This window comes from Roseomonas sp. KE2513 (genome assembly GCF_016107305.1).
Classification (GTDB): domain Bacteria; phylum Pseudomonadota; class Alphaproteobacteria; order Acetobacterales; family Acetobacteraceae; genus Roseomonas.
Genome location: NZ_RCVR01000023.1, coordinates 58,409 through 83,925, shown reverse-complemented (window position 1 = coordinate 83,925; position 25,517 = coordinate 58,409). Strand labels below are relative to the sequence as shown.

Genomic DNA, 25,517 nt, shown 5'->3' with positions numbered 1-25,517 from the left:
TCTTGGCGGCGGGGCCTGGAAAACAGCGAGCTGGACGCCACCTGCGCGGCGGTCTCTCCGCGCCGGGGCCGCTGGGGAGAGGAGCCGCACCATGAAGATCCCGGGTCCCGATCATCCCATCAGCATCGAGCCCAACCAGAACCGTGTCCGTGTAACGATGGGTGGGACGGTGCTGGCCGATAGCACGCGCGCGCTGACCCTGCGGGAGGCCTCACTGCCGCCGGTGCATTACCTGCCGCGGGAGGACGCCCAGATGGCGCGGTTCGAGCGCACGGAGCGGGTGACGCACTGCCCCTATAAGGGCGATGCCTCCTACTACACGCTCCGCACGGAAGACCGGCGGGCGGAGAACGCCGTCTGGAGCTACGAAGCGCCCTTCCCCGCGGTGGCGGCCATCGCGGGGCACCTCGCCTTCTATCCCGATCACGTCGAGATCATCGAGCTACCCGCCCGCGCCGAGCCGCCTCCGCAGGCCTGACGACCGGCTGAGGCCGGAGCGGACAGAACCGTCGCCCGACGGCACCCCCGCTACCATGGGGGCGTACGGCGCGAACAGGCGCGCGGCGCGTCCTTCAGCGCGCCTCGCGGCGTGCCGCGGACTGGGCGCGGGCCTCGGCGCGGACCCTGGCGGCGCGGCGTGCGCGCAGGGCCTCGCGGCGCTGCTCCGCCGCGGAGGGTTGGCGCGGCGGCGAGAAGGAGACCGCTCGCGGTGCCGGCCGGGCGCCTGCCGCGACCATCGGCGCCGCCAGGGCGGCAGCGGCCGGGGTCAGCTCGGCCAGCCCTACCTGATCGGCGATCCCGACCTCGTTCGGCGCGACGGCCGCCGCTTGCACCACGGGTGGGGCCGCGGGCGCGGGCTCGGGGGCCGCAACAGCCGTGATGACCGGCGGTGCCACGGGAACTGGGGTGGGCGCCGGGCCCGGAAGCGCGAGGAGGGCAACCAGCGCGAGAGCGGAGGAACCGGCCGCGGCCCAGCGGACGCGAGGCGGAAACGCGGCGACGAGCCCCCAAGCCACCACGGCACCCTGCGCGAGCCGCAGAGCCGCCTCTCTCGCACCGGTGCGGAGAAGGGGCAGCACGGTGGTTTGCAGCGCGCGCCGGGCTTCCGCCGTCAACTCGCGTGCGACCTGCAGGACAGTGACGGACCAGTGCTGCGTCGTCTCAGTGGTCGTGGAGACGACAGCGGCCTCGGGCGGGCGGGGCATGGCCAACGCCTCGTCGCGCCAGCCGCGCGGCGCGCCGTCGAGGTTGTCGGTCCAGATGCGGTCGCCCGGCACGATGCTGCGCTCGAGCGTCTTCACCCAGGCCTTGCCGGCGCCGATCGTGAGCGGCGGAAGCTCGGCGAAGGCCGCGCCGACGAGCTCGACGGCGGCGTGCAACTCGGACGGCAGCAGCGTGCCGTGGATGACGGGGAGGTAGCCGGTGAAGATCCGATGGAAGCCGGTCTCCTCCAGGCGCTGGCGCAACACGCCCTCGGCGTTGTGCCCGGGCTCCTTCAGGTCGATCAGCGCAACGCCGTGGCGCGGGTGCATGAGGACGTAGTCGACGGTGACCGGGTCTTCCATGGGGCCACCGATGTCGCAGTTCCGGCCGCAGACCCAGCCGTCCGGCAGCCGCGCGAGGTCGTGCACTTCCCCGGCGCGCCACGTGGACCGAAGGCGATCCGGCGCGCAGTCCAGTTGTGTGTCCACTTCAAGTACCCCCTAATCCCCTTTGTAATTAAGGAGTTTTTTGGCAAAGAATGCCACCGGGAATTCGGTAACTCACGAAATCGTGAGTAGTTTAGGGATGTTTTGACCGTTTCGGAAGCCGTTTTAACCGTTTGCGCGGTATCGGGCCGACTGAGGCAGACCTTCGCCTGGCCGGCGGCTTGCCAGAACGAGGTTCCAGGCAACCTTCCCAGCTTAAGTGTTAGAGGTGTCCGACATGAGCAACGCGCGCTACGACGTTATCGTCATCGGGTCCGGCGCGGGCGGGGGAAGCCTCGCGCTGCGGCTTGCGTCGAGCGGCAAGCGTATCCTTATCATTGAGCGCGGCGAGTACCTCGGGCGCGAACGCGACAACTGGGATCCAGGTGCGGTCTTCGTCGATGGCAAGTACCAAGCGACGGAGACCTGGCACGGCGCGGACGGAAGCAGCTTTCATCCAGGATTGCACTACTTCGTCGGCGGAAACACGAAAGTCTATGGCGGCGCGCTCTTCCGCCTGCGCGCGGAGGATTTCGGCGAGGTCGTGCACGCGGACGGCGTTTCGCCCGCTTGGCCGCTCGGCTACGACGCCTTCGAACCTTACTACACGGAGGCGGAGCGGCTGTTCCACGTGCACGGCCTGCGCGGCGCGGATCCGACTGAGCCGCCGGCGAGCGGACCTTACCCGTACCCGCCGGTCTCGCACGAGCCGCGCATCCAGGAACTCTGCGACGCGCTGCTGCGAGAAGGTCGCAAGCCGTTCCCGCAGCCCCTCGCGATCCTCCTCGACGAGGCGGAGGGGCGTGTGCTGCCGCACAGCGCCTGCATCCGCTGCGACGCCTTCGACGGCTTCCCCTGCCTGACGAACGGCAAGGCGGACGCGCAGATCATCTGCATCGACCCTGCGCTGCGCTACCCGAACGTAACGCTGCTGACGGGCGCCTATGTCGAGCGGCTGGAAACGGATGCGTCCGGGCGCAGCGTCACCGCCGTGCATGTAACACGCGGCGGGCGGCAGGAAGTATACCGGGCAGACATCGTCGTATCCGCGTGCGGCGCGCTATCCTCCGCGCTGCTCATGCTGCGCTCCACGAACGACGCGCATCCGCGCGGGCTGGCGAACGGATCCGACCTCGTCGGGCGGAACTACATGCGGCACAACAACTCCGCCTTCATGGCGGTTTCGCGCCGGCCGAACGACACGGTGTTCCAGAAGACGATGGCGCTCAACGACTTCTACTTCGGTGCGGACGACTGGGACTATCCGCTCGGCGGCATTCAGATGCTCGGCAAGTCGCACGGCGAGCAGGTGCGCGCGGAGGTGTTGCCGGAATTCCTCTCCTGGCTGCCGGACATGCCCTTCGACGAGCTTGCGCGGCACTCTGTCGATTTCTGGCTCATGTCAGAGGACCTGCCGCGGTTGGAGAACCGGATCACCCTCGGCCGGGACGGCCGTGTGACGCTTGCGGTGGAGGAGACGAATATGGAGGCGCACCAGCGGCTGAAGGCGAAGCTGGAGGGGATGCTCGATGCAATGGACGCGCATCCCCACCTCATTCCGCGCAGCCTCTATCTCGGGAAGAAGATCCCCATCGGCGGCACGGCGCATCAGGCCGGCACGATGCGCTTCGGAACGGATCCCGCCACGTCCGTGCTCGATCTCGACTGCAGGGCCCACGAGCTGGATAACCTTTACGTGGTGGATGCGAGCTTCTTCCCCTCTATCGGTGCGGTGAACCCGACGCTGACCATCATCGCCAACGCACTGCGGGTCGCGGACCACCTGCTCGGCCGGATGGGCGCGGCGCGCTGAGGGGCAGGGCATGCGGATCCTTCTCATCGAGGACGACGAGACGACCTCTGCCTATGTCTCTCGCGGGCTGGGCGAGGAGGGGCATGTCGTCGATGTCGCGAGCAACGGCAAGGACGGCCTCTTCCTCGCGCTGAACGAGCCCTTCGACGTGATCGTGACGGACCGTATGCTGCCCGGGCCGGATGGGCTTTCCATCCTGCGCGCGCTGCGTGCCTCCGCGATCACCACGCCCGTTCTCGTGCTGACGGCGCTCGGCGAGGTGGACCGGCGCGTGGAAGGGCTGGAGGCGGGCGCGGACGACTACCTCGCCAAGCCCTTCGCCTTCTCGGAGCTGCGCGCGCGCATCCGAGCCCTCGCCCGCCGACCGGCGCAGCAGGCTGAAACACGTGAGCTGGCGGTGGGCGACCTGCGCATGGATCTTCTCCGCCGCACGGTCTCGCGCAGCGCGCGCGCGATCGAGCTGCTGCCGACCGAGTTCCGGCTTCTCGAATACATGATGCGCCACCCCGGGGAGGTGCTGACGCGCACGATGTTGCTGGAGAAGGTCTGGGACTTCTCCTTCGACCCCACCACGAACGTGGTGGACGTGCATGTCAGCCGGCTGCGCCGGAAGCTGGAGGCGGGCGATGAGCCGCCGATGATCCGCACGGTGCGGGGCGCGGGCTACGTCCTCGCACCGGCGGAGCTTGGCCGGCCGGTCGCGTGATCCGCCCGCGCAGCTTCGCGCCGCGCGTCGCGCTGGCGGTCGCGGTTGTTGTGCTCGTCACCTCGTTCCTCGGCGCCGGCTGGGGCTGGCTGCGGGCGCAGGGTGCGTTGCGCCAGCAGCTCGACCTCGTCCTCGCCGCCGAGGCGGAGGGGCTGCTGCGCGATTACGAAAGCTTCGGCCTGCGCGGCCTCGCGGAGGTGGCCGAGAGCACCTCCCGCCGCCGCGGGCCCTTGCTGGTGCTGCTGCAGACCGCAGATGGGCGGCCGATCGCGGGCCGGCTACCCTCCGCGCCTACGGCGCTGCAGGGTTTCGCCACCTGGCGGCGCGGCGGTGGCGAGGTACCGCTGCGGGTGCTCGGCGCTGTGCTGCCCAGTGGCGCAAACCTTATCGTTGCGGCGGACCTCTCCTCCGTGGACCGCGCGGCCTATGCCCTTGCCTGGGCCCCGCCGGTCGCGGGGGGCGTGGCGGCGCTCGTCGCGCTGCTTCTGGGCTTTCTCTTCGGGCAGGGTCTCGAGCGTCGGCTGGCCGCGATCAGCGACGCGGCGCGCGCGGTGATGGCGGGCGACCTCACCCGCCGCCTGCCGGAGAGCGGTCGCGGAGACGAATTCGACCGTCTAGCGGCGACGATCAACGCGATGCTGGAGCGGATTGAGACCCTGGTGGCCGAGGTGCGGCAGGTGACGGACGACGTGGCGCACGACCTCCGCTCGCCGCTCTCGCGCCTGCGGCAGCGGTTGGAGGCGGCGCTCGCCCGGGCGCGCGATCCGGCGGCGGATGCGGAGGCGCTGGAAGGGGCGGTGGAGGAGCTGGACGGCATCCTTGCGACCTTCGCCGCGCTCCTTCGCATCGCCCGCACCGAGGCGGGCGCGGGGCGGGAGGGCTTCGCCCGCGTCGATCTCTCCGCGCTCGTGCTCGCCGTGTCCGAGGCCTATGCACCGTCGGCCGAGGAGGCAGGGCGGGAGATGGAGGTGAAGGTCGCGCCGGGCGTGTTCATCCAAGGCAGCGCGCCACTGCTGCGGCAGGCGCTGGCGAACCTTCTCGATAACACCCTGGCGCACGGGGCCGGACGCATACGCATCTCGCTGGGGGCAGGCGCGGTGCTGGAGGTCTCGGACAAGGGGCCGGGCATCCCACCGGAAGAGCGGGAGAAGGTGGTGCGGCGCTTCTACCGGCTGGACCGCAGCCGCGGCACGCCGGGCACGGGGCTGGGGCTATCGCTCGTCTCGGCCGTAGCGGGTCTGCACGGGGGGGCGCTCACCCTGGAAGAGGGGTCCGGGGGAAGGGGACTCTCCGCCGTTCTCACGCTGCGCGGTGGAGAAGTCTGAAACCTTCTTCATAATCCTGTCGGCGATCCTCCACGGCGCCGGACCGACATTGTCGGGAGCAGGACGGACCACCCCGCCGCCCTCCAGGAGATGATCGCCATGTCCAATCCCTCGAACCGCCGCCGCGGCGCCGCCCTCGCCGCCATGCTGCTGGCCGGCACCGCCCTTTCCGGCGCCGCTGGTTGGCTGCCGGTACCGGCCTTCGCCCAGGCGTCGGCCCCGAGCACGGCCACCCAGCCCGGCGCGCCTGCCGTCGCCGCGCCGCAGGTTGCGCTGCCCGGATTCGGCGACCTCGTCGCCCGCGTACGGCCGGCGGTCGTGACCATCACCGCCACCGAGCGCGTCCAGGCCGACGCCACGGACTCGCCCTTCCCCGACGGCTCCCAGCAGGACCGCATGTTCCGGCGCTATTTCGGCGACCAGGACGGCGACGCGAAGCGCGGGCCGAGGCCTGGCGAGGGCGGCGCGCAGCGCGGCGGGCGCCAGGTGCAGGCGCTCGGCTCCGGCTTCATCGTGGACGCCGCCGGCGACATCGTGACGAACAACCACGTGGTGGACGGCGCGACGCAGGTGAAGGTGACCTTGGACGACGGGCGCGAGCTGCCGGCCCGCATCGTCGGGCGCGACCCGCGCACGGACCTCGCCCTGCTGCGCGTCGATGCCGGTGCGCCGCTGCCCTTCCTCAACCTCGGCAATTCCGACACGGCGCGGCCCGGCGATTGGGTGGTCGCGGTCGGCAATCCCTACGGCCTCGGCGGCACGGTCACGGCGGGCATCGTCTCGGCGCGCGGGCGCGACATCCACAGCGGCCCCTATGACGACTTCCTGCAGATCGACGCGCCGATCAACCGAGGCAATTCGGGCGGCCCGCTCTTCGCGCTGGACGGATCGGTGATCGGCGTGAACACCGCGATCTTCAGCCCTTCCGGCGGGTCGATCGGCATCGGCTTCGCCATTCCGTCCAACCTCGTCAACAGCGTGGTTGCGCAGCTGAAAGAGCACGGGCGGGTGGAGCGCGGCTTCCTCGGCGCATCGACACAGCCGGTGGACGCCACCATGGCGCGCGCCCTGCACCTGCCGCGGCCCGAGGGCGCGCTGGTGGCCCAGGTGGAGAATGACAGCCCGGCCGCCCGCGCCGGCCTCCGCCCCGGCGATGTGGTAACCGCGTTGGGCGAGACGCCCATCCGCAGCCCGCGCGATCTGGCCCGCGCCGTTGCCGGGACCCGCACGGGCGCGGAGACCACCCTGACGGCCCGGCGCGAGGGACAGGAGGTTCGGCTGCCGGTGCGCGTCGCGGCGCTGCGCGACACGAACACCGCCTCCACCGGGGAGGGCGCGACGACCGACCAGGGCCCGCGGCTCGGCGTCGGGCTGGCGAGCGTGGCCGAGGCGCAGCGGGCGGGGCTCGACCTGCCGGAGGGCACGCAGGGCGCGGTGATCGCGAATGTCGTTCCCGACAGCGCGGCCGCCGAAGCCGGCTTGCGCCAGGGCGACGTGATCACGGCGGTCGGCGGCAAGGCGGTCCGCGATCCGGAGGCGGCGGTCGGCGCCATCCGCGAGGCGCTGCGGAGCAACGGCGGCGCCGTGGCGCTGCAGGTGATTCGCGACGGGCAGCGGGCCTTCGTGGCAGTGCAGGCCCCCTCGGCTGGCGGCACGCGTCAGGGCTAAGGCACGGTCCTGATCGGAGTGTAAGCCGTCCGGGCGCAGGCCCGGGCGGCTTTCGCCGCATCCGCCGAGTGGCGCCGGCGTTGCCGGTCGGGTCAATCGTGGTGGGACGAGGACATGGACATCCGCTGCACCGGGACAGGCACGATCCAGGACGCAGCGGGATGATCCCGCGCCTGTTCCTCCTGTTGCTCGCGGTGCTCCTAAGCCGCGCCGCCTGGCGGGCCCGGCCGATCGCGCGGGCCGAGCGCATCCTTCGTGTCAGCCGGGTGGTGTCCGATCTCGACCGCACCGAGCGCTTCTACCGGGATGGTCTCGGCTTCCGCACCGTCTCCCGTGGTGCGGCCGACCCTTCGCTCACCCGCCTGCTCGGCTTCGGCGACCTGCGCGCCGAGGAACTGGTCATGCGGCTCGGGGCCGAGGAGGTCGCGCTGGTCCGCTTCGAACGACCTTCCGAAGCCTATCCGGCTAGGAGCCGGAGCGACGATGCCTGGTTCCAGCACCTCGCCATTGTCGCCCACGACATGGCGGCCGCCGCGGCGGTGCTCCTTGCCCGCTCTCCCGCGACGATCTCCTCCGGCGGGCCGCAGCGCCTGCCGCCGCGCAACGGGAGCGTCGAAGCTTTCAAGTTCCGCGATCCCGACGGGCACCCGCTCGAATTGATCCATTTCCCGCCGGGACAGGGAAGGCCGCTCTGGCAGGGGAGCGTGGGGGAGGGGCCATTCCTTGGGATCGACCATAGCGCGATCGGCATCGCCTCGACAGCGCGGAGCCGGAAGTTCTACGGGCGGCTCGGCTTCCGTGTCGCGGGCGGCTCCCACAACCACGGGGCCGCGCAGGCGGGGCTGGATGGATTGGCCGATCCGGATGTGCTGATCACCGCACTCAGGCCGCACGGCGCCGAGGGACCGGGCCTCGAGTTGCTGGAATACCGGCCGCCCGGGCGCCAAACGCCATGGCCGCCGCTGAATAGCTTGGCGACAGACTGGGTGACCATCTCGGTGCGCCATCTGCGTGGCGGGACCCCTCTCACCGATGGTCGGCGCGCGCTCGCGCTGCGCGATCCGGACGGCCACCGCCTCCTGCTGATCGATCAGCGCGGGGGGACGACCGCTCCGGCCTCCGGGCCGGCGACGTAGCTGGAGGAAAAGGGGGCACGCAGCGCCTCGGTGGCCGGAAGGGTCCTCGGCGCGAGGACGATCAGGCCGAGGCCGCCGACGAGGCCGAAGTTCTTCAGGAACTCCCAGAAGTGCTGCAGTCCCTCACCTTCCCGGAAGCGCCAGAAATCGGCGTGGCGCCAGAACTGGTGGTAAAGCAGCGCGGTGACGACGCAGAATCCGGCCAGAAGGAAGGCGGCGAGCCGGTCATACCAGCCGGTGACGATGCAGGCGGGTGCCACGAGTTCCAGCACGATTGCGGCGACCAGCATGGCCGGCGCGAGCGGTGTCTCCCCTGCCTGCTTCATCGCGGCGGACCAGTTGACGATCTTGTCCAGCGCGCTGAAGGGGAACAGGACGACGAGCATGATCCGCAGCAGGAGCGGCGTGTAGTCGTTCAGCAGCGAGGCCATGCGGCGGCTTCCTCACGCGAATGAAAGCGGGAGGGCCCGCTGGAGGATGGAACAACCCTTCCCCCCGAAGGTTTAGCGGCTGGCCGCCGCTGGGGCGGCGCGGAGCGGCGCATGTCCGAGCAGCCAGGGCCCCGGCCCAGCATTCCCTACTGGCACCTCTGGCGCGACGCCGAAGGCATCAGCCACCAGCGCCAGTGCAGCCTGACGGACTTCGACCTCAAAGGCGTTGGCGACGCGGCGCCGCAGTGGAACAACCGCCACCCACGCTCCGAGGCGACGGTGGTCGTCACCGTGCAGCCGGTGGGCTGGGTAGGCGAGTGGCACGAGAATCCCGCGCCGCAATGGATCGTGGTTCTCTCCGGGCGGTGGTTCGTCGAGAGCATGGACGGGACGCGGGTGGAGCAGGGGCCTGGCGAGTTCTCCTTCGGTGAGGACCAGGGCTGCGCCGAGCACGAAGGGCGCAAGGGCCACCGCTCCGGCACAGTGGGCGACGAGCCGGCGGTGCTGATGACGCTGCAACTCCATGTGGATCCTGTCCTCAGCCCTTGCCACATGGCCTGACCGCCGTGGACGGCTTCGAAATCCACGACCCGGCCTTCCGCCGCCTCGTCCTGCCGAACGCGCCGCTGCTGACGCTGGGCGAGGGTCTCGCTTGGCTTGAGGGGCCGGTCTGGCTCGCGGACGCGGACTGCCTGCTGGTCAGCGACCTGCCCAACGACCGCATCCTGCGCTGGAGCGAGAGCGGCGGCATCTCCACCTTCCGCCAGCCTGCCGGCTTTCCCAACGGGCACGCGCGGGACCGGGAGGGTCGGCTGCTCGGCTGCTCCCACCAGCACCGCTGTGTCACGCGAACCGAGCCCGATGGCACCATCACCGTGCTCGCGGAGCGCCACGGGGGCAGGCGGCTCAATTCGCCCAACGACATCGTTTGCCGCTCCGATGGGACGATCTGGTTCACTGACCCGATCTACGGCATCAGCACCGACTACGAGGGCGGGAAGGGCGTGCCGGAACTGCCGCCGGCGCTCTACCGCCTCGACCCCCGGAGCGGGGAGCTGCGGGTCATGGCCGACGACTTCACCGGGCCTAACGGCCTCTGCTTCTCGCCCGACGAGCGGCGGCTCTACGTCGCCGAGAGCGGGGCGCAGTTCGATCCCGACTCCGCGCGGCACATCCGAGTCTTCGACGTCGCCGAGGACGGATCCGGCCTTTCCGGCGAGCGCGTCTTCCACACGGTCTTGCCGGGCTTCGCCGACGGCATGCGCTGTGACGAGGAGGGCAACCTCTGGAGCAGCGCGGGGGATGGGGTGCACTGCATCTCGCCGGGCGGGGAACTGCTCGGGCGGATCAAGGTGCCCTGCACGGTCTCGAATCTCGCCTTCGGCGGCCGGAACCGCTCGCGGCTGTTCATCTGCGCCTCCCATAGCCTGCTCGCGATCTACACGAACGCCCGCGGCGCGGTCCGGCCCTGAGGGCGGACCCATCCGCCCCCGCGGTCCGAGCAACGAGGATCTGGTAAGAACCTTCGCTAATAGATGGTCCGGCCCGGGCCGTGGGAGGGGCAAAATCGCGCGCTTGGGTTAAGAAAGGTCCCTAAGTCGAAGCCTAGCGAAGGAGGGGAGTGCCGCGATGCCCGCAGCTTCCGTCAGCGTCGTTGTTCCCACCTTCCGCCGCCCGGTTCTGCTGCGTGGCTGCCTCGAGGCGCTGCTGCGCCAGACCCTCTGGCAGCAGGCTGGCGGCGAGATCCTCGTGGTGGACAACTGCCCCGACGGCTCCGCAGGCGAGGTGGTGGCTGGCCTGCCGGAGGGGCCGGTGCCGGTCCGCTATCTGGCCGAGCGGCGCCCTGGCATCTCCCACGCGCGGAACCGGGGGGTAGAGGAGGCAACGGGCGAGTTCCTGTCCTTCGTGGACGACGACATCATCGTCGAGGAGGGGGCGATCGCTGCCCTGCTGACGGCCCTCCAGGAGACCGGCGCCTCCGCCACCTTCGGGTGCTGCCTCGGCGTGCCGGAGGCGCCCTGCTCGGAGGAGGCGCTCCACTTCCTCGGGCCCTACTCGCGAGATCTCGGCCCGGTGAGACGGGATGTGACTGCGGCGAGGGCACATCTCGGCACCGGCTTGTCCCTCATGCCCCGTGCCATCCTCGCCGCGCGGCAGCCGCCCTTCGACCCCGCCCTCGGGCTGCTCGGCGGGGAGGATGCGGCGATGATCCGCGAACTGGCGGAGGAGGGGCACCGCTTCGTCTACGAGCCCGCATCTATTGGGCACGAGCACGTTTCCCTCGCTCGGCTCAACCGCGCCGCGCTGATGCAGCGGCGGTTCCGGGCGGGGCAGATCCGCGTCGCCAACGCGGGCGGGCCGCTGCGTCGAGGGATCTGGCGCGGTGTGGGGGCGGCACAGGCGGCCCTGCACCTGCCTGCGGCCCTGGTTGCCGGCCTCGCCGGCCAGCGGCGCCGCGCCGAAACGCATTGGGGGCAGGCCTGGGGCGGCCTTGGCAAGGTCTTCTGGCGGATGCGGCAGGCGCCGGTTTATGGCGGCGGTGGTGTTCTTGCCTCGACCCTTTCGAAGCCTCCCGCCTGAAGGGGCGCTGCTTCTCCGCGCCGCCGGTGACGGGCACGGTGAACGCCTTCGTTCTGCTTGACAGCACCCTGCGGGCGCGAGCAAGACCGTTCGCAAATAGCCATTCGTGTTCGCTCTGCGAACCAGAGTAGGTTGAGCGGAAGGCTTGGCGGGAGGAAAGATGTCGCTGGAGGATGGGCTGCAAGCGTTATGCGACGCCTCGGCCGTGGAGGAGGACACGCCCGTTCGGGCGGAGTTGGGCGGCGAGGCCTATGCCGTGTTCCTCGTGGAAGGTGCCTTCTACGTGACGCAGGACCTCTGCACACACGGCCCCGGTTCCCTCGCTGAGGGCTTCGTGGAGGGGTGTGAGATCGAGTGTCCCTTCCACCAGGGAAAGTTCGACATCCGCACGGGAGCGCCCACCGCCGCGCCGTGCACCGAGGCGCTCCGCACCTGGGAGGCTAGGGTCGTGGACGGGAAGGTCTGCATCAACCCGGTCGAAGGGCGGAAGGCGGCATGAACGGGATCGGCAGGCTCCCCGTTGGGGCACCGCTTCCGCGCATTGCGCTGGCGCTGGGTGACCCCGCGGGAATTGGGCCTGAGATCGCGTTGAAGGCCGCGCTCGACCCGCGCGTGCGCGCCGCCTGCCGCCCACTGCTGGTCGGCGACCGCCGCGCGCTGGACTTCCACGCCCGCGCCTGCGGCATTGAAGCGCCAGTTCAGGTCGTGCGCTCGGCGAGGGAGATGCCGGAAGGGGAGGGCGTGGTCCTGCTCGACCTCGACGGCTTCGGGAAGGAATCGCTGGCTCCCGGCGAGGTGCGCGCCGCCCATGGCCGCGCCGCCGTGGAAGCCGCTTCCGTCGCCATCCGCGCGGCGATGGAAGGTGCGGTGGAGGCTGTCGCCGCCTGCCCGCAGACGGAGTTTGCCATCAAGGCAGCGGGTATCGCCTTCGACGGCTACCCGACCTTCGTCGCGCGCTGCACGGGCACGCCAGAGGATGACGCCTTCCTCATGCTCTGCTTCGACAGCAAGCGGATCGTGCACACGACGCTGCATGTCGGCCTGCGGCAGGCGATCGACCTCGTCACGAAGGAGCGCGTTCTGCGCGTGCTGGAGGCCACGCGCGCCGTGCTGGTCAAGCTCGGCGTCGCCGCGCCGCGCATCGCCGTCTCGGGCCTCAACCCGCATGCGAGCGAGCACGGCATGTTCGGCAATGAGGAAGCGGAGATCATTGAGCCCGCGATGGAGGAGGCCCGCGCGCGCGGCATCCACTGCGAGGGCCCCTTCGGCGCCGATACGATGTTCCACAAGCCCGGCTACGACGCCTTTGTGGTGATGGTGCACGACCAGGGGCATTTGGCCGCAAAGCTGCTGGCTACGAACCGTACGGCAGGCATGACGATCGGCACGCCCGTGCTCTTCTCCTCTGTCGCCCACGGCAGCGCGTTGGAGATCGCAGGGCACAACAAGGCGAGCCCCGAGGCGGTCGTCGAGGCCCTTCTGCGGCTCTCCGGCGCCGCGATGCGAGCCCGCGCGGAAGCGGTGGGCTGAGCGATGGACGATCTGTTGAAGGAGGGAATCGTCGTCGTCGGCGCGGGCCAGGCCGGAGGCCGTGCCGTGGAGGCGATGCGTGCCGCAGGCTTCACCGGTTCGCTGACGTTGGTGGGCGAGGAAGTTGACCCACCATACGAGCGGCCCTCGCTTTCGAAGGAGATGCTGCTGGGCTCAGACGAGGTTGCCTGGGTGCGGCCACGCGAGTGGTATGAGGCCGAGGGCGTTACGTTGCGACTTGGCGTTCGCGTCTCGGCGATCGACCGCGCCGCCCGCAGCCTGCACCTCGAGGATGGCTCCGTTCTGGCCTACGGCGCGCTGCTGCTGGCGACCGGCGGCCGGCCGCGGCCGCTGCCCGTGCCGGGGGCGGACCATCCGCGCTGCCATCCGATCCGTGCCCTCGCCGACACGCGGGCGCTGCGGCCGTTCCTGCAGCCGGGCGCGCATCTCGTCGTGGTCGGTGCCGGTTTCATCGGGCTTGAGGCTGCCTCTGCCGCGCTGAAGCTTGGCGCGCGGGTCACGGTGATCGAGGCAACAGCGGCGGTGATGGCGCGCTGCGTGCCGCTGGAAGTCGGATCCTTCTACGCCGATCTCCACGCACGCCACGGCGCGGATATCCGCTTCCGGACTCAGGTGACCGCGATCGAGGATGCCGGTGGCCGGCCGATGGTCGTGCTGAGCGGTGGTGAGCGGCTTGAGGCCGATGCGGTGGTGGTCGGCATCGGCATCGTCCCGAATGTGGAACTCGCGCGCGATGCGGGGCTTTCCATCGAGAACGGTATCGTAGTCGATGCCTTCGGCCGCACTGAGGACCCATTCATCTGGGCCGCGGGCGACGTCGCCAGCCGTTTCGACCCGCGCTACGGCCGCCCGGTTCGGCTGGAGTCCTGGCAGAACGCCCAGAATGCCGCGATCGCCGTCGCGCGCAACATGATTGGGAACCCTGTGCCCTATTCCGAGGTGCCCTGGTTCTGGAGCGACCAGCACGGGCTGAACATGCAGATCTGCGGGATGGTCTCGTCAGACCTTCCCTGGATAACCCGCGGCTCCCTCGCAACCGGCACGGCGTTGCTGGTGCAGATGGACGGGGACCGGCCGGTCGCCGCCATCGGCATGAACGCCGCGCGCGACCTGCGCATCGTGAAGGAGCTGATCGCGCTCGACGCGGCCGTGCCGGCGGGCAGGCTGGCCGATCCTGCGCTCAAGCTGAACGACCTCCTCCGTAACCTGAAGCGGGACCTTCGGCCCGTCGCCTGACGACGGTTCCGATCAAGAACAACCTGGGAGCGAAATGCGATGCTGCGGAAGGAACAGAACGAGCTTCTGACCCAGACCGGGCCCGGAACGCCGATGGGCGACATGTTCCGTCGCTACTGGATCCCGGCGCTGCTGGCGGAGGAAGTAGCGGAGCCCGGCGGCGCGCCCGTGCGGATCAAGTTGCTTGGCGAGCGCCTGCTCGCGTTTCGCGACAGCGAGGGCAAGCTCGGCCTCATCGACGAGTTCTGCGCCCATCGCGGCGTGTCGCTCTGGTTCGGGCGGAACGAGGACTGCGGCCTGCGCTGCCCCTATCACGGCTGGAAGTACGACGTGACCGGGCAGTGCACGGAGGTGCCGTCCGAGCCTGAGTCGAGCGGCTTCCGCCAGAAGATCAAGCTGACCTCGTACCCGCTGGTGGAGCGCGGGCACATCCTTTGGACCTATATGGGCCCGCCGGACCTACAGCCGCCGCTGCCGGAATGGGAATTCATTACCGTCCGGCCCGAGCAGACCTTCTCCTCGAAGCGGCTGCAGGAGTGCAATTGGCTGCAGGCGATGGAGGGTGGAATTGATTCCGCGCATGTCTCCTTCCTGCACCGCGGTGCGCTCAGCTCCGACCCGCTGTTCAAGGGCGCCAAGGGCAACCAGTACAACCTGAACGACAGCGCCCCTGTTTTCGAGGTGGTGGAGCACCCGAGCGGCCTTTACATCGGCGCGCGCCGCAATGCGGAGGACGGGCATTACTACTGGCGCATCACGCCCTGGGTGATGCCCTGCTTCACGATGGTGCCGCCGCGCGGCGACCACCCGATCCACGGCCATTTCTGGATTCCGATCGACGACGAGAACTGCTGGGCCTGGAGCTTCGACTACCACCCCGTGCGCGACCTGACGGAGCGCGAGGTGCAGGCGATGCGCGAGGGCCACGGCATCCACGTCACCTATGTTCCCGGCACCTACCGTCCGGCCGCGAACAAGGACAACGACTACCTCATGGACCGCGCGGCGCAGAAGGCGGGCATCACCTATAGCGGCGTCGCCGGCATCGCCATGCAGGACGCCTCCCTGCAGGAGAGCATGGGGCCGATCGTGGACCGCACGCGGGAGAACCTCACCTCCACCGACAACGGCATCATCATGGCGCGCTTCCGCCTGATGAAGGCCGCGCGCGCCCTGCGCGACAAGGGCGTGGCCCCGCCGGGCTCGCGGCCGGAGGAACAGCAGGTGCGTTCCGCCGCGGTCGTGCTGCCGCCAGACCAGGCCTTCAAGGACGCGGCGAGCGAGGCGCTGAAGGCACGTCCCGGCGTGGCGCAGGCTTCCGTGTGATGATCAGCGAGAGCGCGCGCGCGACGACGGCGGCGGAATCGGCCTTCCGGATTCGCACGCCCAATGCCGCGCCGCGCGCCACCCTCGTCGTCGCGCTCGACCAGGCGAGCCTCGACGTGGTGGAGGCGCTGTCGGCGCGTTCGTGGAACGGCGCCGTCTTTTTCGCGCCCTCTTTCTTCGAGAGCGAGGCGCGGATCGCTGCCGGCGACGTGCAGCGATGGTTCCGCGACGTGGTCGGCCGCGCGCAGGGCTTCGTGCAAGAGGTGGAGACATCAAACCAGGCCGTGATGATCGCGACCTCCGGCCAGGACGCACAGCTTGCCTCCGTGGTGGGCGATGCCTGCCGCGCGACGGGCACGAAGACCTGTGGGCTGATCCTGCACGATGCAACGACGCGGCCACCAGAGGCTGTTTCCGCGACACTCGGCCAGCTGCGTCCCTATGTCTCCATGCTGAGCGTCGTCAGCGACGAGGGCTACATCGAGGCCATGCTCGAGGCCTTGCGGGCCTGAGCCTTGGCAGCACCTCTGACAACCGAGGCCGAGCCGGATGCGATGGAAGGCCGTGATTTCGTGACCGCCCTGGCGCGCGGACTGTCTGTCATGCGTGCCTTCACTGCGGAGGACCAGGATCTTACCCTCTCGGATCTCTCGAAGCGGGTGGGGCTTTCGCGGGCGACAGTCAGGCGCTGCCTGCTCACGCTCCAAGCCCTTGGCTACGTGCAGTCCTCGGGCCATTTCTTCCGCCTCTCGCCCCAGGTGCTGACGCTCGCGCAGGCTTATCTGTCATCCTCCCTTTTGCCGCGGGTGGCGCAGCCGTTCCTCGAACGGACGAGCGAAGCGCTCGGGCAATCCTGCTCGGTCTCGGTTCTCTACGGGACGGAGGTGATCTATGTCGCCCGCTCCGCCCGCCGCCGCCTCGGCTCGCTGAACCGCGACGTCGGCACGCATCTGCCAGCCTATTGCACCTCGATGGGCCGTGTGTTGCTCGCCTACCTTCCGGAGGCGGAGCTGGAGCTGTTCTTTCGCAACGCAGATCTGCTACCGCTGACGCCCTTCACGATCCATGACGAGGGGGGGCTGCGGCGCGCGCTCGACGTGGTGCGGCGCGAAGGATTTTGCCTCGTCGATCAGGAGATGGAGATCGACCTGCGCTCACTCGCGGTTCCTGTCCACAACGCCGCCGGCCGTGTCGTCGCGGCGCTGCACGTCTCGACCCAGGCGAGCCGGACAACGGTGGAGGAGTTGATGGGCGACTGCAAGGCGGCGCTGCGCGACGCCGCCGCGGGGATGCGGCCGTTGCTCGTCGGCGCCTGAGGAGGGGTCCTCAGGCGCCGCGGGATCTTACCTGACCGACGCGCGGGCGAGCGGCGTCCAGCGGGCGACCTCCTCCTCGACGAAGCGCTTGAACTCGGGCGCGGTGAGGGCGGGGGAGACGATGCCGTCAGCGTCTAGCCGCGCACGGATCTCCGGCTTGGCAAGAATGCGCCGCACCTCCGTGTTCAGCCGCTCCACGATGGGTTCAGGCAGGTTCGCCGGACCCGCGAGGCCAAACCAGGTGGTGGCCGTCAGCGTCGGATAGCCGAGCTCTCGGAAGGTCGGCAGGTTCGGGAAGGCACGCAGGCGTTCGGCGGAACTCACGGCGATGCCGTGGAGGCGACGTTCGCGGAGCGGCTCGGCGGCGGAGGTGATGGCGATGAAGGCCGCCTCGACGGAGCCGCCGAGCAGGTCGGTCATGCTGTTGCCGCCGCCGCGGTAGGGGATGGGTTCCATGTTCGCGCCCGTCAGCCGCGTGAACATGTCGCCGATCAGCGCGCCGTGCGTACCAGCGCCAGGGGTTGCGTAGGAGATGGTGGAGTTGCCCTTGGCTGCGGCGAGCACATCGGCAAGGCTGCGGTTCGTAGCTTGCGGGCCCACGACGAAGGCGACGGGCGGCCCACCGAGATAGGCGATGTGCGTGAAGTCGCGCAGCCCGTCGAATTCCGCGCCGCCCGCGTTCGTGGCGGGCGCGATCACGTGGGAAGCGATGCCGGAGATGACGAGCGTGTAGCCGTCGGCCGGCGCCCTAGCGACCTGCGCCGCGCCAATCAGACCGCCCGCGCCGGGACGGTTGTCCACGACAAAGGGCTGACCCAGCGCGTCCGTGAGGTCGCGCGCGATAATGCGGCCGAGCGTATCAGCGCTGCCGCCGGGTGCGAAGGGCGCCACGATGCGCACAGGGCGCTGCGGCCAGTCGTTGCCGGCGGCTTCTGTGCCGCTTGTGGCCAGATGGACGCCCAGCAGGGCCACGGATAGTCTCAGCAGGGCGCGTCGCAAGGTTGTTTCCTCCTCTCGTGTTTCTTTGGGCGTGAACGGCCTGCCGGTGACGGCTAGCTTCAGGCGCTATGCTGGATACTAGCGCGGCATCCAAGGCCGGGCACAGGTGGCAGGCGAACAAGAACAGGAGACGCGGGCGGATGAATCTGCAGACAGCATCAGGGTTCGATGCGCTCGACAAGGCGCTCCTCGCGGATGCGTTGCGCATGCTCGAAGGTGCGGAAATGATCGACCATAGCGGCCATGCGAGCATGCGCCGTGACGGACGCATCCTCATCAATGACGCCGTGGCGCCGAAGCGGCGGCTCACCGTTGGCGATCTGGTGGAAATCGATGCGGAAGGGCAGCGGCTGGCGGGCGCGGGGCGGCCGCCGCTCGAGTTCCACATCCACACCGAGATCTATCGGCAGCGCCCCGAGGTGGGCGCGATCATCCACCTGCACCCGCGCTGGTCGACGCTGCTCACCAGCGTGGGCGCGCCCTACAGGCCTGTCTTCGCCCAGGGCGCCCTGCTCGGTGATATCCCCGTGTACGACGATCCGATGTCCATCAACACGCGGGAGGCGGGCGCGGGCCTTGCCGCGGCCCTCGGCGCCGGGCCCGCAATCCTTCTGAAAGCGCATGGCGCGACGGTCGTGGCGGAGGACCTTGTCACCTGCTTCGCCCTGGCCGCCTATCTCGAGGAGAACGCCTCGCGCCAGGTCGCGGCGATGGGCATCGGCACGCCCTTCGTCTTCGACGACGGCCAGCGGGCCCGGATTCGTGAGCGGCTCTGGTCCATGGGCCTCTTCCGAAAGACCTGGGACCATTATCACGCTCGCCTCGGCTAAGCCCGTCCGGGCCTGATCGCCGCGTGCCCGATCAGTGGGCGCGACGTTACGCGGGCCGCTGCGTTGCTGTCCTGTAAAAGACGGAACAGGGTTGAGCCCATGAGTACCACAACCTCGCCGGAGCCGCGGCCGCCGGTCCAAGTACAGCCACCGCCATCGCCCGAGCTCGCGCACCTCGTCAACGTGGTTGTGGGCGTCGTGATCGTCGCCGCGCTCTATCTCGCGCGGGAGGTGCTGATCCCGATCACGCTGGCGATCCTCCTCTCTTTCGTGCTGGCGCCGCTGGTGGCGCTGCTCCGGCGCGTTGGGCTTCCGCATGTGGCCGCGGCGCTGCTGTCGGTGGTGCTGGCGCTCGGGGTGCTCTCACTCATCGGTAGCATCATCGGCGTGCAGATCGCGGGCCTTGCGAGCAATGCGCCGAGCTATCAAACGGCCATTCAGCAGAAGGTGGAATCGGTGCAAGGCGCCGCCTTTGGCCGGATCAACGAGCTGTCGCGCCGCCTCAACAACCAGTCCACGCCCGCCACGACGCCCGACGGGGCGGCGCCGCCCCAGCCCAGGCCGCCCGTGGATCGTCCGGCGCTTCCCGGGCTTCCGGGTTCTGAGAGCAGCGGTGATCGTCGGCCGGTGCCCGTCGAGATCCAGCAGGGCGGCTCATCCACAATCGAGCTGGCGCGGAAGTTCCTCTCGCCCGTTCTCGGCCCGCTGGAGACGACGCTCATCGTCTTTATCGTGGCGGTCTTCGTCCTCATGCAGCAGGCGGACCTGCGGGACCGGTTAATACGCCTTTTCGGGTCGAGCGACCTTCACCGCACGACGGAGGCGCTGGACGATGCGGGACGGCGGCTCAGCAAGTACTTCCTCGCGCAGTTGATGCTAAACGGCGCCTTCGGCGTGATCATCACCATCGGCCTCTACGTCATCGGCGTGCCGAGCCCGATCGTCTGGGGCATCCTTGCCGCGCTCTTCCGCTTCGTGCCCTATGTGGGTTCGATCCTCGCTGCCGCCCTGCCGCTCGTGCTTGCTGCCGGCACCGAGCCCGGCTGGACCACCGTTCTCTGGACTGCTGCCCTCTTCGCAATCGCGGAGCCGGTGATGGGGCAAGTGGTGGAGCCGCTGGTCTATGGGCACAGCACCGGTCTCTCTCCCGTCTCGGTCATCGTCGCCGCGATCTTCTGGACGTGGCTATGGGGGCCCATCGGGCTGATCCTCGCTACCCCGCTCACGCTCTGCCTCGTGGTCCTCGGGCGGCATGTCGAGCGCCTCGCCTTCCTCGACGTCATGCTCGGCGACAGGCCCGCGCTCACGCCGGTCGAGAACTTCTACCAGCGCATGTTGGCCGGAGACACGGACGAGGCGCTCTCCCAGGCGGAGACGCTGCTGAAGGACCGTTCCCTCACCGCCTACTACGACGAGGTGGCGCTGCAGGGGCTCCGCCTTGCGGCAAACGACGTGGAGCGCGGCGTGCTGCCACCGGACCGGCTGGAGCGGCTCCGCAACGCCGCCTCGGGCCTTGTCAGCGACCTTGCCTCGGTGCCCGACGAGGATCCTTCACCGAAGGCCGCCGCCGCGGCCGCGGAGAAGGGCACGACCGAGCCTCCACGCGAGACCGCACCCTCGGTGCCCCTTCCGCCCCTGGCGGAGCGGCCGGGTGCCTGGGCCGGTGAGCAGCCGGTGCTCTGCCTTGCGGGACGCGGCCCGCTGGACGAGGCGGCCTCGGCCATGCTCGCGCAGCTTCTTTCCAAGCACGGCGTGGGCGCCCGCGTGGTGCCGCACGAGGCGAGTTCCCGGGAGCAGGTGAGTCATCTTGACGCGACCGGCGTGGCGATGGTCTGCATCTCCTACCTCGACATCTCCGGCAGCCCCGCGCATCTCCGCTACCTTCTGCGCCGTCTTCGACAGAGGCTGCCGGGTGTGCCGCTGCTCGTGGGCCTCTGGCCGGAAGGGGAGGCGGTGCTGACGGACAAGGCGCAGGCAAAGGCGGTCGGCGCCGACTACTTTACGGCCTCGCTGCACGATGCGGTGACGCAGTGCCTGAAGGTCGCGAGCGGCGCGGTACCGCCTCCGCAGGCGGCGGTGCCGGCCGGCGGCCAAGCGGCCTGAGTGCCGCGTGCTTGCTGCAGCCAATTAGGCACGGGCGCGACGGCCCTGCCATGAATGTGGCGAGAGGGGAACGCAACCCCTTTCGCCGCGTTTGCCAGCCAGGGCCCGCCAGAGCGCGACCTGCCCGGCCCCGCGGCGCAAGTTCGTGCCGGGGAAGCTTATTGAAGGAGGCATCGGATGAACCGGGCATTTCTGGGGTCGGCGCTCTCTGTGCTGCTGATTGTCGGCTGCGCGGAAACGCAGCGCTCCGCCGACACGGGCGTCGCGGCCGTGCGGGCGCAGACGAACCCGACGCTCTCCACCACCGACGCCGCCTTCATGACCACCTCAGCCCGCGGCGGGATGGCGGAGGTGCAGCTCGGGCAGCTGGCGCAGCGCAATGGCCGTTCCCCGGCGGTGAAGCGCTTCGCGGCGCGGATGGTGGAGGACCACGGCCGCGCCAACCAGGAGATGATGGAGATGGCCCGTCAGAAGCAGGTTACTCCTCCATCGAGCATCGGCGCGGACCAGCAGCAGGTCTATGACCGACTCGCTGCCTTGCGCGGCGTCGCCTTCGACCGCGCCTATGTGCAGGCCATGGTCGAGGACCACCAGGAGGATGTGCGGGCCTATCAGGCGGAGGCGCAGAACGGCACGGACACGGATGTGAAGGCTTTCGCGGCGCGCGAGCTGCCGATGCTGCAGGAGCACCTGCGCATGGCCCAGGCGCTGACGCGGCGTTGAGGAGAGAAATGGGGCGGCACCGCATCCCGGTGCCGCCCACTCAGCGCCCGAGAAAGCCGGTGGAGATCCAGGGCACCGCCGCCACCACCAGCAGCCCGACCAGCAGCGCGCCCATATAGGGCCAGATTCGCCGCATGGCCGCGTCCGGACTCACCCGGCCGATAGCGCAGGCGGCATAGTAGCCGACGCCGAAGGGTGGCGCGAAAAGCCCCAGGCCCATCGCGAGGATGACAACGATGGCGTAGTGCACCTCGTCCACGCCGAGCTGTCGGGCAATAGGGAAGAGTAGCGGCCCGAAGAGGACGATAGCGGGGATGCCCTCGAGGATGCTGCCCAGCACGATGAAGGCGAGGATTGAGACCAGCAGGAAGCCCCAGCGGCCACCGGGCATCGCCTGCATGGCCGCGGCCAGGTCGCGCGAGAAGCCTGATTGGGTCAGCGCCCATGCCATGCCGGTCGCGGTGCCGATGATGAGCAGGATCGCGCCCGAAAGTGCGGCCGTCTCCACCAGCATCGGGTAGATCCGGCGCCAGTCAAAGCTGCGGTAGAAGAGCAGGCCGGCGATGACGGCGTAGCCGATCCCGATGGTGGAAACCTCCGTTGCCGTGGCCACGCCCTCCACCACCGCCGCGCGGATGAGGAATGGAAGGACGAGCGCCGGCAGCGCGACCAGCAAAGCTTTCAGGATCACGCCTGCCGAGGGACGCTGCACGCCCGACATGTCCTCGTCGCGCGAGCGCCGCCAGGCGATGACGGCCAGTGCCAGCGCGAGCACAAAGCCGGGCAGCAGCCCGCCGGTAAAGAGTGCGGCAATGGAGACGCCTGTGACGGAACCGATGGTGATCAGCACGAGCGAGGGTGGGATCGTCTCGCTCATCGCGCCCGAGGCTGAGAGGAGGGAGACCATCTCGCCCTCATTCGATCCGCGCCGTCGCATCTCGGGGAAGAGCACTGGTGCCACCGCCGCCATGTCCGCGGCCTTGGCACCCGAAATGCCGGAGACGAGATACATGGCCCCGAGCAGCACGTAGGACAGGCCGCCTCGCACATGGCCGAGAAGCGAGGCCAGGAAGTCCACCATGGCCTTCGCCATGCCCGTCATCTCGATTAGCACGCCGAGGAAGACGAAGAGCGGCACGGCCAGGAGGATGAGGGAGCTCATTCCCTCGTCCATGCGGCTGACGATCACCGTCAGCGGCACGCTGGTGGTGGTCGAGAGATAGGCAAGGGTCGCCAGCCCGAAGGAGAAGCCGATCGGCACGCCCGAGAGCACGCCGAACATGAGCAAGCCCACGAAGAAGACGATGAGGTTCCAGTGCCCCATGCCCTTGATGGCGGGTCCGAGGAGCCAAAACAACGCGGCGATCACGCCCAGCCCGGCCGCGACGATCAGCAGGTCGAGCGCGCGCTGGCGCAGGAGCCGGACGGCGCAGGTGGCCAGCATGAGCGCGCAGCCGACGGGAATGGCGCCCGCGCGGATCATGTTGGACCAGCCGAGCGCCGGGGTCTCGATAAACCACTCGTCCTCGGCATATTCTGCGGCCTGGGGCAGGATTGCCGCGAGGAAGAGGGCGCTGGCGCCGACCGCCAACACCTCCAGCAGCACCTGCGCACGCGGAGGCAGGGAGGTGACCACCGCGGTCAGCCGCATGTGCTGTCCGCGCTGGAGCGCGATCACCGAGCCCAGCATGGCCAGCCATAGGAAGAGAATCGAGGCCAGCTCGTCCGACCATACGATGGGCCGGTGCAGGGCGAAGCGCGCGACCACGCCCGCGAAGAGGATGCCGATCTCCGCGAGCACGATGGCGGCCGCCGGAACCTCGACGAGGTGGCGCAGGAGGCGCTCGAAGAACGCGACGGCCCCGGCCTCCCGCCTCTCGGTCGCCGCGCTTTCCGAGCCGACCGCCACGCTCACGAAAGGCTCCCGACGGCGCCTTCCAGCACGGACCAGGCCTGATCACCGAACTTGCCGCGCCACTCCGCGTAGAAGCCGGCCTTGCGGAGCGCCTCGCGGAAGGGGGCCGGGTCCACGTCGTTGAAGGTGAGGCCACTCCCGCCCAGCTTGCCCGTGAGCGCGCTGTTGAGGGCGGCGATGTCCGCGCGCTCCTCCTTCGCGGCGCGGCTCATCTCCCGCGAGATGACGGCCTGCACGTCGCGCGGCAGGCGCTCGAAGGCGCGGCGGTTCGCCAGCAGCCAGAAGCCGTCCCACATGTGGTTTGTGACGGAGCAGAACTTCTGCACCTCGTAGAGCTTGGCGGTATCGATCACCGCTAGCGGGTTCTCCTGCCCGTCCACGATCTTCGTCTGCAACGCCGAATAGACCTCGTTAAAGTTGATGGAGGCCGGTGCGGAATCGAAGGCACGGAACATGGAGGTCCAGAGCGGACTGACGGGCACGCGCAGCTTCATGCCGCGAAGGTCCTCGGGCGCGCGGACGGGCTTCGTGCTCGTCGTGACCTGGCGGTAGCCGTTGTCGAAGATGTTCTCGAAGGCGATCAGGCCGCGCTTCTCGATCTCGGCGCGTATCAGCGCGCCCACCGGCCCGTCCATTGCGGCCCAGACCTGGTCGTAGTCCTTGAAAGCGAAACCGACGCCGTTCAGCGCTGCCAGTGGCACGAGGGTCGCGAGGATCAGGCCCGAGAGGGTGAAGAACTCGAGCGCCCCCGAGCGCACCTGGCTCAGCATGTCCGTGTCGGAGCCGAGCTGGCTGTTCGGGAAAAGCTGCATCTCCACGCGCCCGCCCGTGTCGGTCTTGATGCGCTCCATGGCCTGGCCGATCCGCAGGTTCATGGGGTGCGTCGCGGGCAGGTTGGTGGCGAGCTTGAGGTTGAAGTCGGCCGCCGCCACGGGGCGCGTCCGCAGGGCGACGAGGGGCAGGGTGGCGGAGGCCGCGAGCAGGCGGCGCCTGGTATTGGGCATGGACGAGCTTTCCCCTGGAGAGCGTGCTGTTCTTGGCGCTGCCCGCGGAAGATCCCGCCGGCAGGGCGCACGGCCGGGATTATGGACCACTTCGTTGCAGCGAAGCCAAGGGCCACCGTGGCCGGTTCAGGACCGTCCCAGCGGTGCCGCCGGGCGCGCCGCCCGGTCGAGGAAGGAGGGGCCAGCGACCTCCTCCGCCACCATTCCGCGGTCGAGATCGAGGCCGGTGAGCCGCCAGTCGTGCACCGGCAGCGGAAGCGGGCGGAGTAGCCGCTCGTGGAAGCGAGTGGGCAGGCGGAGACCATTGGCCGCGACGAAATCGAAGAGGTCTACCTCCGCGACCGCGCCGCGGGTGCTCTCCAGCCCGTTGAGGGAGAAGCGCACCCGCCGCATTAGCCCCTCGCCACGATCGATAAAGAGGGCAAGGTCCTCCGCCTCCGAGAAGCCGAGGCCAGGCGAGATGCGGACGCGCAGCACGTCGCAGTCATGGCCTACCCCGTCGAGGTCCACCCGCTCGGTCCCGGCGAGGGCGAGCCCCATGGGTCGGCCGGCAGCGCGGAGGCGGGCGAGGCTCATCGGACCCATCAGGAAGAGGCCGTAGCCGTCCACCACCAGCGCCGCCGCAGCGCGGCGTTCCGCATCCGCCGCCTCCTCCCCGTTGAACCAGACGCGGACCTCGCCCTGCCCGGCCGGTATTTCCCTGCGGGAGACCATCTTCCGGCCCATCGGGCCGCGATGTTCCTGCCCCACCAATCCCGGCCGGAGCAGCAACCGCTCCTCCGAGCCCCCGCGGAACCCCTTGTCCACCAGCGCGGGCTGGAGGCGGTCGATCAGCGCCGGCCACTCGCCGAGATAGCTCACACTGATGTCCGACAGCCCCGCGAGCGCCCGGGATCCGTGCGCCACGGCACTGCGGCCGAGAAGGGCAACCGCCTCGGGCGTCGCCTCGCCCGCGGGCATCGGTGTCAGCGGGGAGGCGCAGCCCTGCAGTGCGGGGACGGCGAGCGAGGCCAGAAGGAGGCCGCGACGGCGGGGGAGGTAGGGCTGCAAGCGTCGAGGGTCCGGTCCAGGCCACGATGTGCCCGATCATGGCTCCAAGACGCACGGCGGCAAGTGCGGGGAACGACGGCGATGCCGCGTTCTTGATCGTCCCGGTTCTACGCGGCG

Annotated in this window: 24 protein-coding genes; 18 read left to right on the top strand and 6 right to left on the bottom strand. The window is 69.7% G+C overall.

The window, feature by feature from the left end:
* Positions 1-91: 91 nt before the first annotated feature.
* Positions 92-478: a DUF427 domain-containing protein gene (locus D9599_RS20570; protein WP_198383170.1), complete on the top strand. Its 387-nt coding sequence runs from the start codon at positions 92-94 to the stop codon at positions 476-478.
* A gap of 94 nt (positions 479-572) precedes the next feature.
* Here D9599_RS20570 and D9599_RS20565 read toward each other — a convergent pair whose 3' ends face one another.
* Positions 573-1,691, bottom strand: a complete 1,119-nt coding sequence (locus D9599_RS20565) for a hypothetical protein (protein ID WP_198383169.1) — start codon at positions 1,689-1,691, stop codon at positions 573-575.
* 235 nt (positions 1,692-1,926) lie between these two features.
* On the opposite strand from D9599_RS20565, the gene D9599_RS20560 reads away from it, so the two are divergent.
* The 5 genes from D9599_RS20560 to D9599_RS20540 all read left to right on the top strand — a co-directional run bounded on the left by D9599_RS20560 (position 1,927) and on the right by D9599_RS20540 (position 8,336).
* On the top strand, positions 1,927-3,501 hold the full coding sequence (locus D9599_RS20560; protein ID WP_198383168.1) for a GMC oxidoreductase: 1,575 nt from the start codon (positions 1,927-1,929) through the stop codon (positions 3,499-3,501).
* A 10-nt stretch (positions 3,502-3,511) separates the two neighbouring features.
* Positions 3,512-4,207 carry a response regulator transcription factor gene (locus D9599_RS20555; protein ID WP_198383167.1) on the top strand — a complete coding sequence of 232 codons (696 nt, stop codon included), beginning with the start codon at positions 3,512-3,514 and terminating at the stop codon, positions 4,205-4,207.
* On the top strand, positions 4,204-5,532 hold the full coding sequence (locus D9599_RS31470) for a HAMP domain-containing sensor histidine kinase (RefSeq protein WP_198383166.1): 1,329 nt from the start codon (positions 4,204-4,206) through the stop codon (positions 5,530-5,532). Before D9599_RS20555 ends, D9599_RS31470 begins: the two co-directional genes overlap by 4 nt.
* A 99-nt stretch (positions 5,533-5,631) precedes the next feature.
* Positions 5,632-7,200: a Do family serine endopeptidase gene (locus tag D9599_RS20545; protein ID WP_198383165.1), complete on the top strand. Its 1,569-nt coding sequence runs from the start codon at positions 5,632-5,634 to the stop codon at positions 7,198-7,200.
* A gap of 161 nt (positions 7,201-7,361) precedes the next feature.
* A complete protein-coding gene (locus D9599_RS20540) occupies positions 7,362-8,336 on the top strand; it encodes a VOC family protein (RefSeq protein WP_198383164.1) in 975 nt (324 codons plus the stop codon).
* Here the strand turns inward: D9599_RS20540 and D9599_RS20535 are convergent.
* The gene (locus D9599_RS20535) at positions 8,291-8,767 is read right to left on the bottom strand and encodes a DoxX family protein (protein WP_198383163.1); all 477 of its coding nucleotides are present in this window, start codon (positions 8,765-8,767) and stop codon (positions 8,291-8,293) included. The genes D9599_RS20540 and D9599_RS20535 overlap by 46 nt on opposite strands.
* Positions 8,768-8,878: 111 nt before the next feature.
* Here D9599_RS20535 and D9599_RS20530 point away from each other — a divergent pair, with 111 nt between their 5' ends.
* From D9599_RS20530 to D9599_RS20490, 9 genes are all read left to right on the top strand, one after another.
* The gene (locus tag D9599_RS20530) at positions 8,879-9,328 is read left to right on the top strand and encodes a cupin domain-containing protein (RefSeq protein WP_198383162.1); all 450 of its coding nucleotides are present in this window, start codon (positions 8,879-8,881) and stop codon (positions 9,326-9,328) included.
* A 5-nt stretch (positions 9,329-9,333) separates the two neighbouring features.
* Positions 9,334-10,239: an SMP-30/gluconolactonase/LRE family protein gene (locus tag D9599_RS20525; protein WP_198383180.1), complete on the top strand. Its 906-nt coding sequence runs from the start codon at positions 9,334-9,336 to the stop codon at positions 10,237-10,239.
* A gap of 157 nt (positions 10,240-10,396) precedes the next feature.
* Positions 10,397-11,347, top strand: coding sequence for a glycosyltransferase family 2 protein (locus D9599_RS20520; protein WP_198383161.1), 951 nt, complete (start codon positions 10,397-10,399; stop codon positions 11,345-11,347).
* Positions 11,348-11,507: 160 nt separating this feature from the next.
* Positions 11,508-11,846 carry a non-heme iron oxygenase ferredoxin subunit gene (locus tag D9599_RS20515; RefSeq protein WP_043833741.1) on the top strand — a complete coding sequence of 113 codons (339 nt, stop codon included), beginning with the start codon at positions 11,508-11,510 and terminating at the stop codon, positions 11,844-11,846.
* Entirely contained in the window at positions 11,843-12,877 is a 1,035-nt protein-coding gene (locus D9599_RS20510; protein WP_198383160.1) for a PdxA family protein, read from the top strand. Before D9599_RS20515 ends, D9599_RS20510 begins: the two co-directional genes overlap by 4 nt.
* Positions 12,878-12,880: 3 nt before the next feature.
* Entirely contained in the window at positions 12,881-14,134 is a 1,254-nt protein-coding gene (locus D9599_RS20505) for an NAD(P)/FAD-dependent oxidoreductase (protein ID WP_198383159.1), read from the top strand.
* Positions 14,135-14,173: 39 nt separating this feature from the next.
* Positions 14,174-15,460, top strand: coding sequence for a Rieske 2Fe-2S domain-containing protein (locus D9599_RS20500; RefSeq protein ID WP_198383158.1), 1,287 nt, complete (start codon positions 14,174-14,176; stop codon positions 15,458-15,460).
* Positions 15,460-15,972: a hypothetical protein gene (locus D9599_RS20495; protein WP_198383157.1), complete on the top strand. Its 513-nt coding sequence runs from the start codon at positions 15,460-15,462 to the stop codon at positions 15,970-15,972. The genes D9599_RS20500 and D9599_RS20495 overlap by 1 nt, the downstream gene beginning before the upstream one ends.
* Positions 15,973-16,014: 42 nt before the next feature.
* On the top strand, positions 16,015-16,776 hold the full coding sequence (locus tag D9599_RS20490) for an IclR family transcriptional regulator C-terminal domain-containing protein (RefSeq protein ID WP_255531619.1): 762 nt from the start codon (positions 16,015-16,017) through the stop codon (positions 16,774-16,776).
* Positions 16,777-16,803: 27 nt separating this feature from the next.
* Here the strand turns inward: D9599_RS20490 and D9599_RS20485 are convergent, their stop codons facing one another.
* On the bottom strand, positions 16,804-17,775 hold the full coding sequence (locus D9599_RS20485) for a tripartite tricarboxylate transporter substrate binding protein (protein WP_198383155.1): 972 nt from the start codon (positions 17,773-17,775) through the stop codon (positions 16,804-16,806).
* 140 nt (positions 17,776-17,915) lie between these two features.
* Between D9599_RS20485 and D9599_RS20480 the strand changes: the two genes are divergently transcribed.
* The 3 genes from D9599_RS20480 (at position 17,916) to D9599_RS20470 (ending at position 21,431) form a co-directional block, all read left to right on the top strand.
* Positions 17,916-18,605, top strand: a complete 690-nt coding sequence (locus D9599_RS20480; protein WP_198383154.1) for a class II aldolase/adducin family protein — start codon at positions 17,916-17,918, stop codon at positions 18,603-18,605.
* Between the two features lie 99 nt (positions 18,606-18,704).
* The gene (locus tag D9599_RS20475; RefSeq protein WP_198383153.1) at positions 18,705-20,708 is read left to right on the top strand and encodes an AI-2E family transporter; all 2,004 of its coding nucleotides are present in this window, start codon (positions 18,705-18,707) and stop codon (positions 20,706-20,708) included.
* A gap of 177 nt (positions 20,709-20,885) precedes the next feature.
* A complete protein-coding gene (locus tag D9599_RS20470; protein ID WP_198383152.1) occupies positions 20,886-21,431 on the top strand; it encodes a DUF4142 domain-containing protein in 546 nt (181 codons plus the stop codon).
* A 40-nt stretch (positions 21,432-21,471) separates the two neighbouring features.
* Here the strand turns inward: D9599_RS20470 and D9599_RS20465 are convergent, their stop codons facing one another.
* The 3 genes from D9599_RS20465 to D9599_RS20455 form a co-directional block, all read right to left on the bottom strand.
* Positions 21,472-23,346 carry a TRAP transporter large permease subunit gene (locus D9599_RS20465; RefSeq protein WP_198383151.1) on the bottom strand — a complete coding sequence of 625 codons (1,875 nt, stop codon included), beginning with the start codon at positions 23,344-23,346 and terminating at the stop codon, positions 21,472-21,474.
* Positions 23,343-24,350 carry a TRAP transporter substrate-binding protein gene (locus D9599_RS20460; protein WP_198383150.1) on the bottom strand — a complete coding sequence of 336 codons (1,008 nt, stop codon included), beginning with the start codon at positions 24,348-24,350 and terminating at the stop codon, positions 23,343-23,345. Before D9599_RS20460 ends, D9599_RS20465 begins: the two co-directional genes overlap by 4 nt.
* 126 nt (positions 24,351-24,476) lie before the next feature.
* Positions 24,477-25,400, bottom strand: a complete 924-nt coding sequence (locus tag D9599_RS20455) for a hypothetical protein (protein WP_198383149.1) — start codon at positions 25,398-25,400, stop codon at positions 24,477-24,479.
* Between the last annotated feature and the right edge of the window lie 117 nt (positions 25,401-25,517).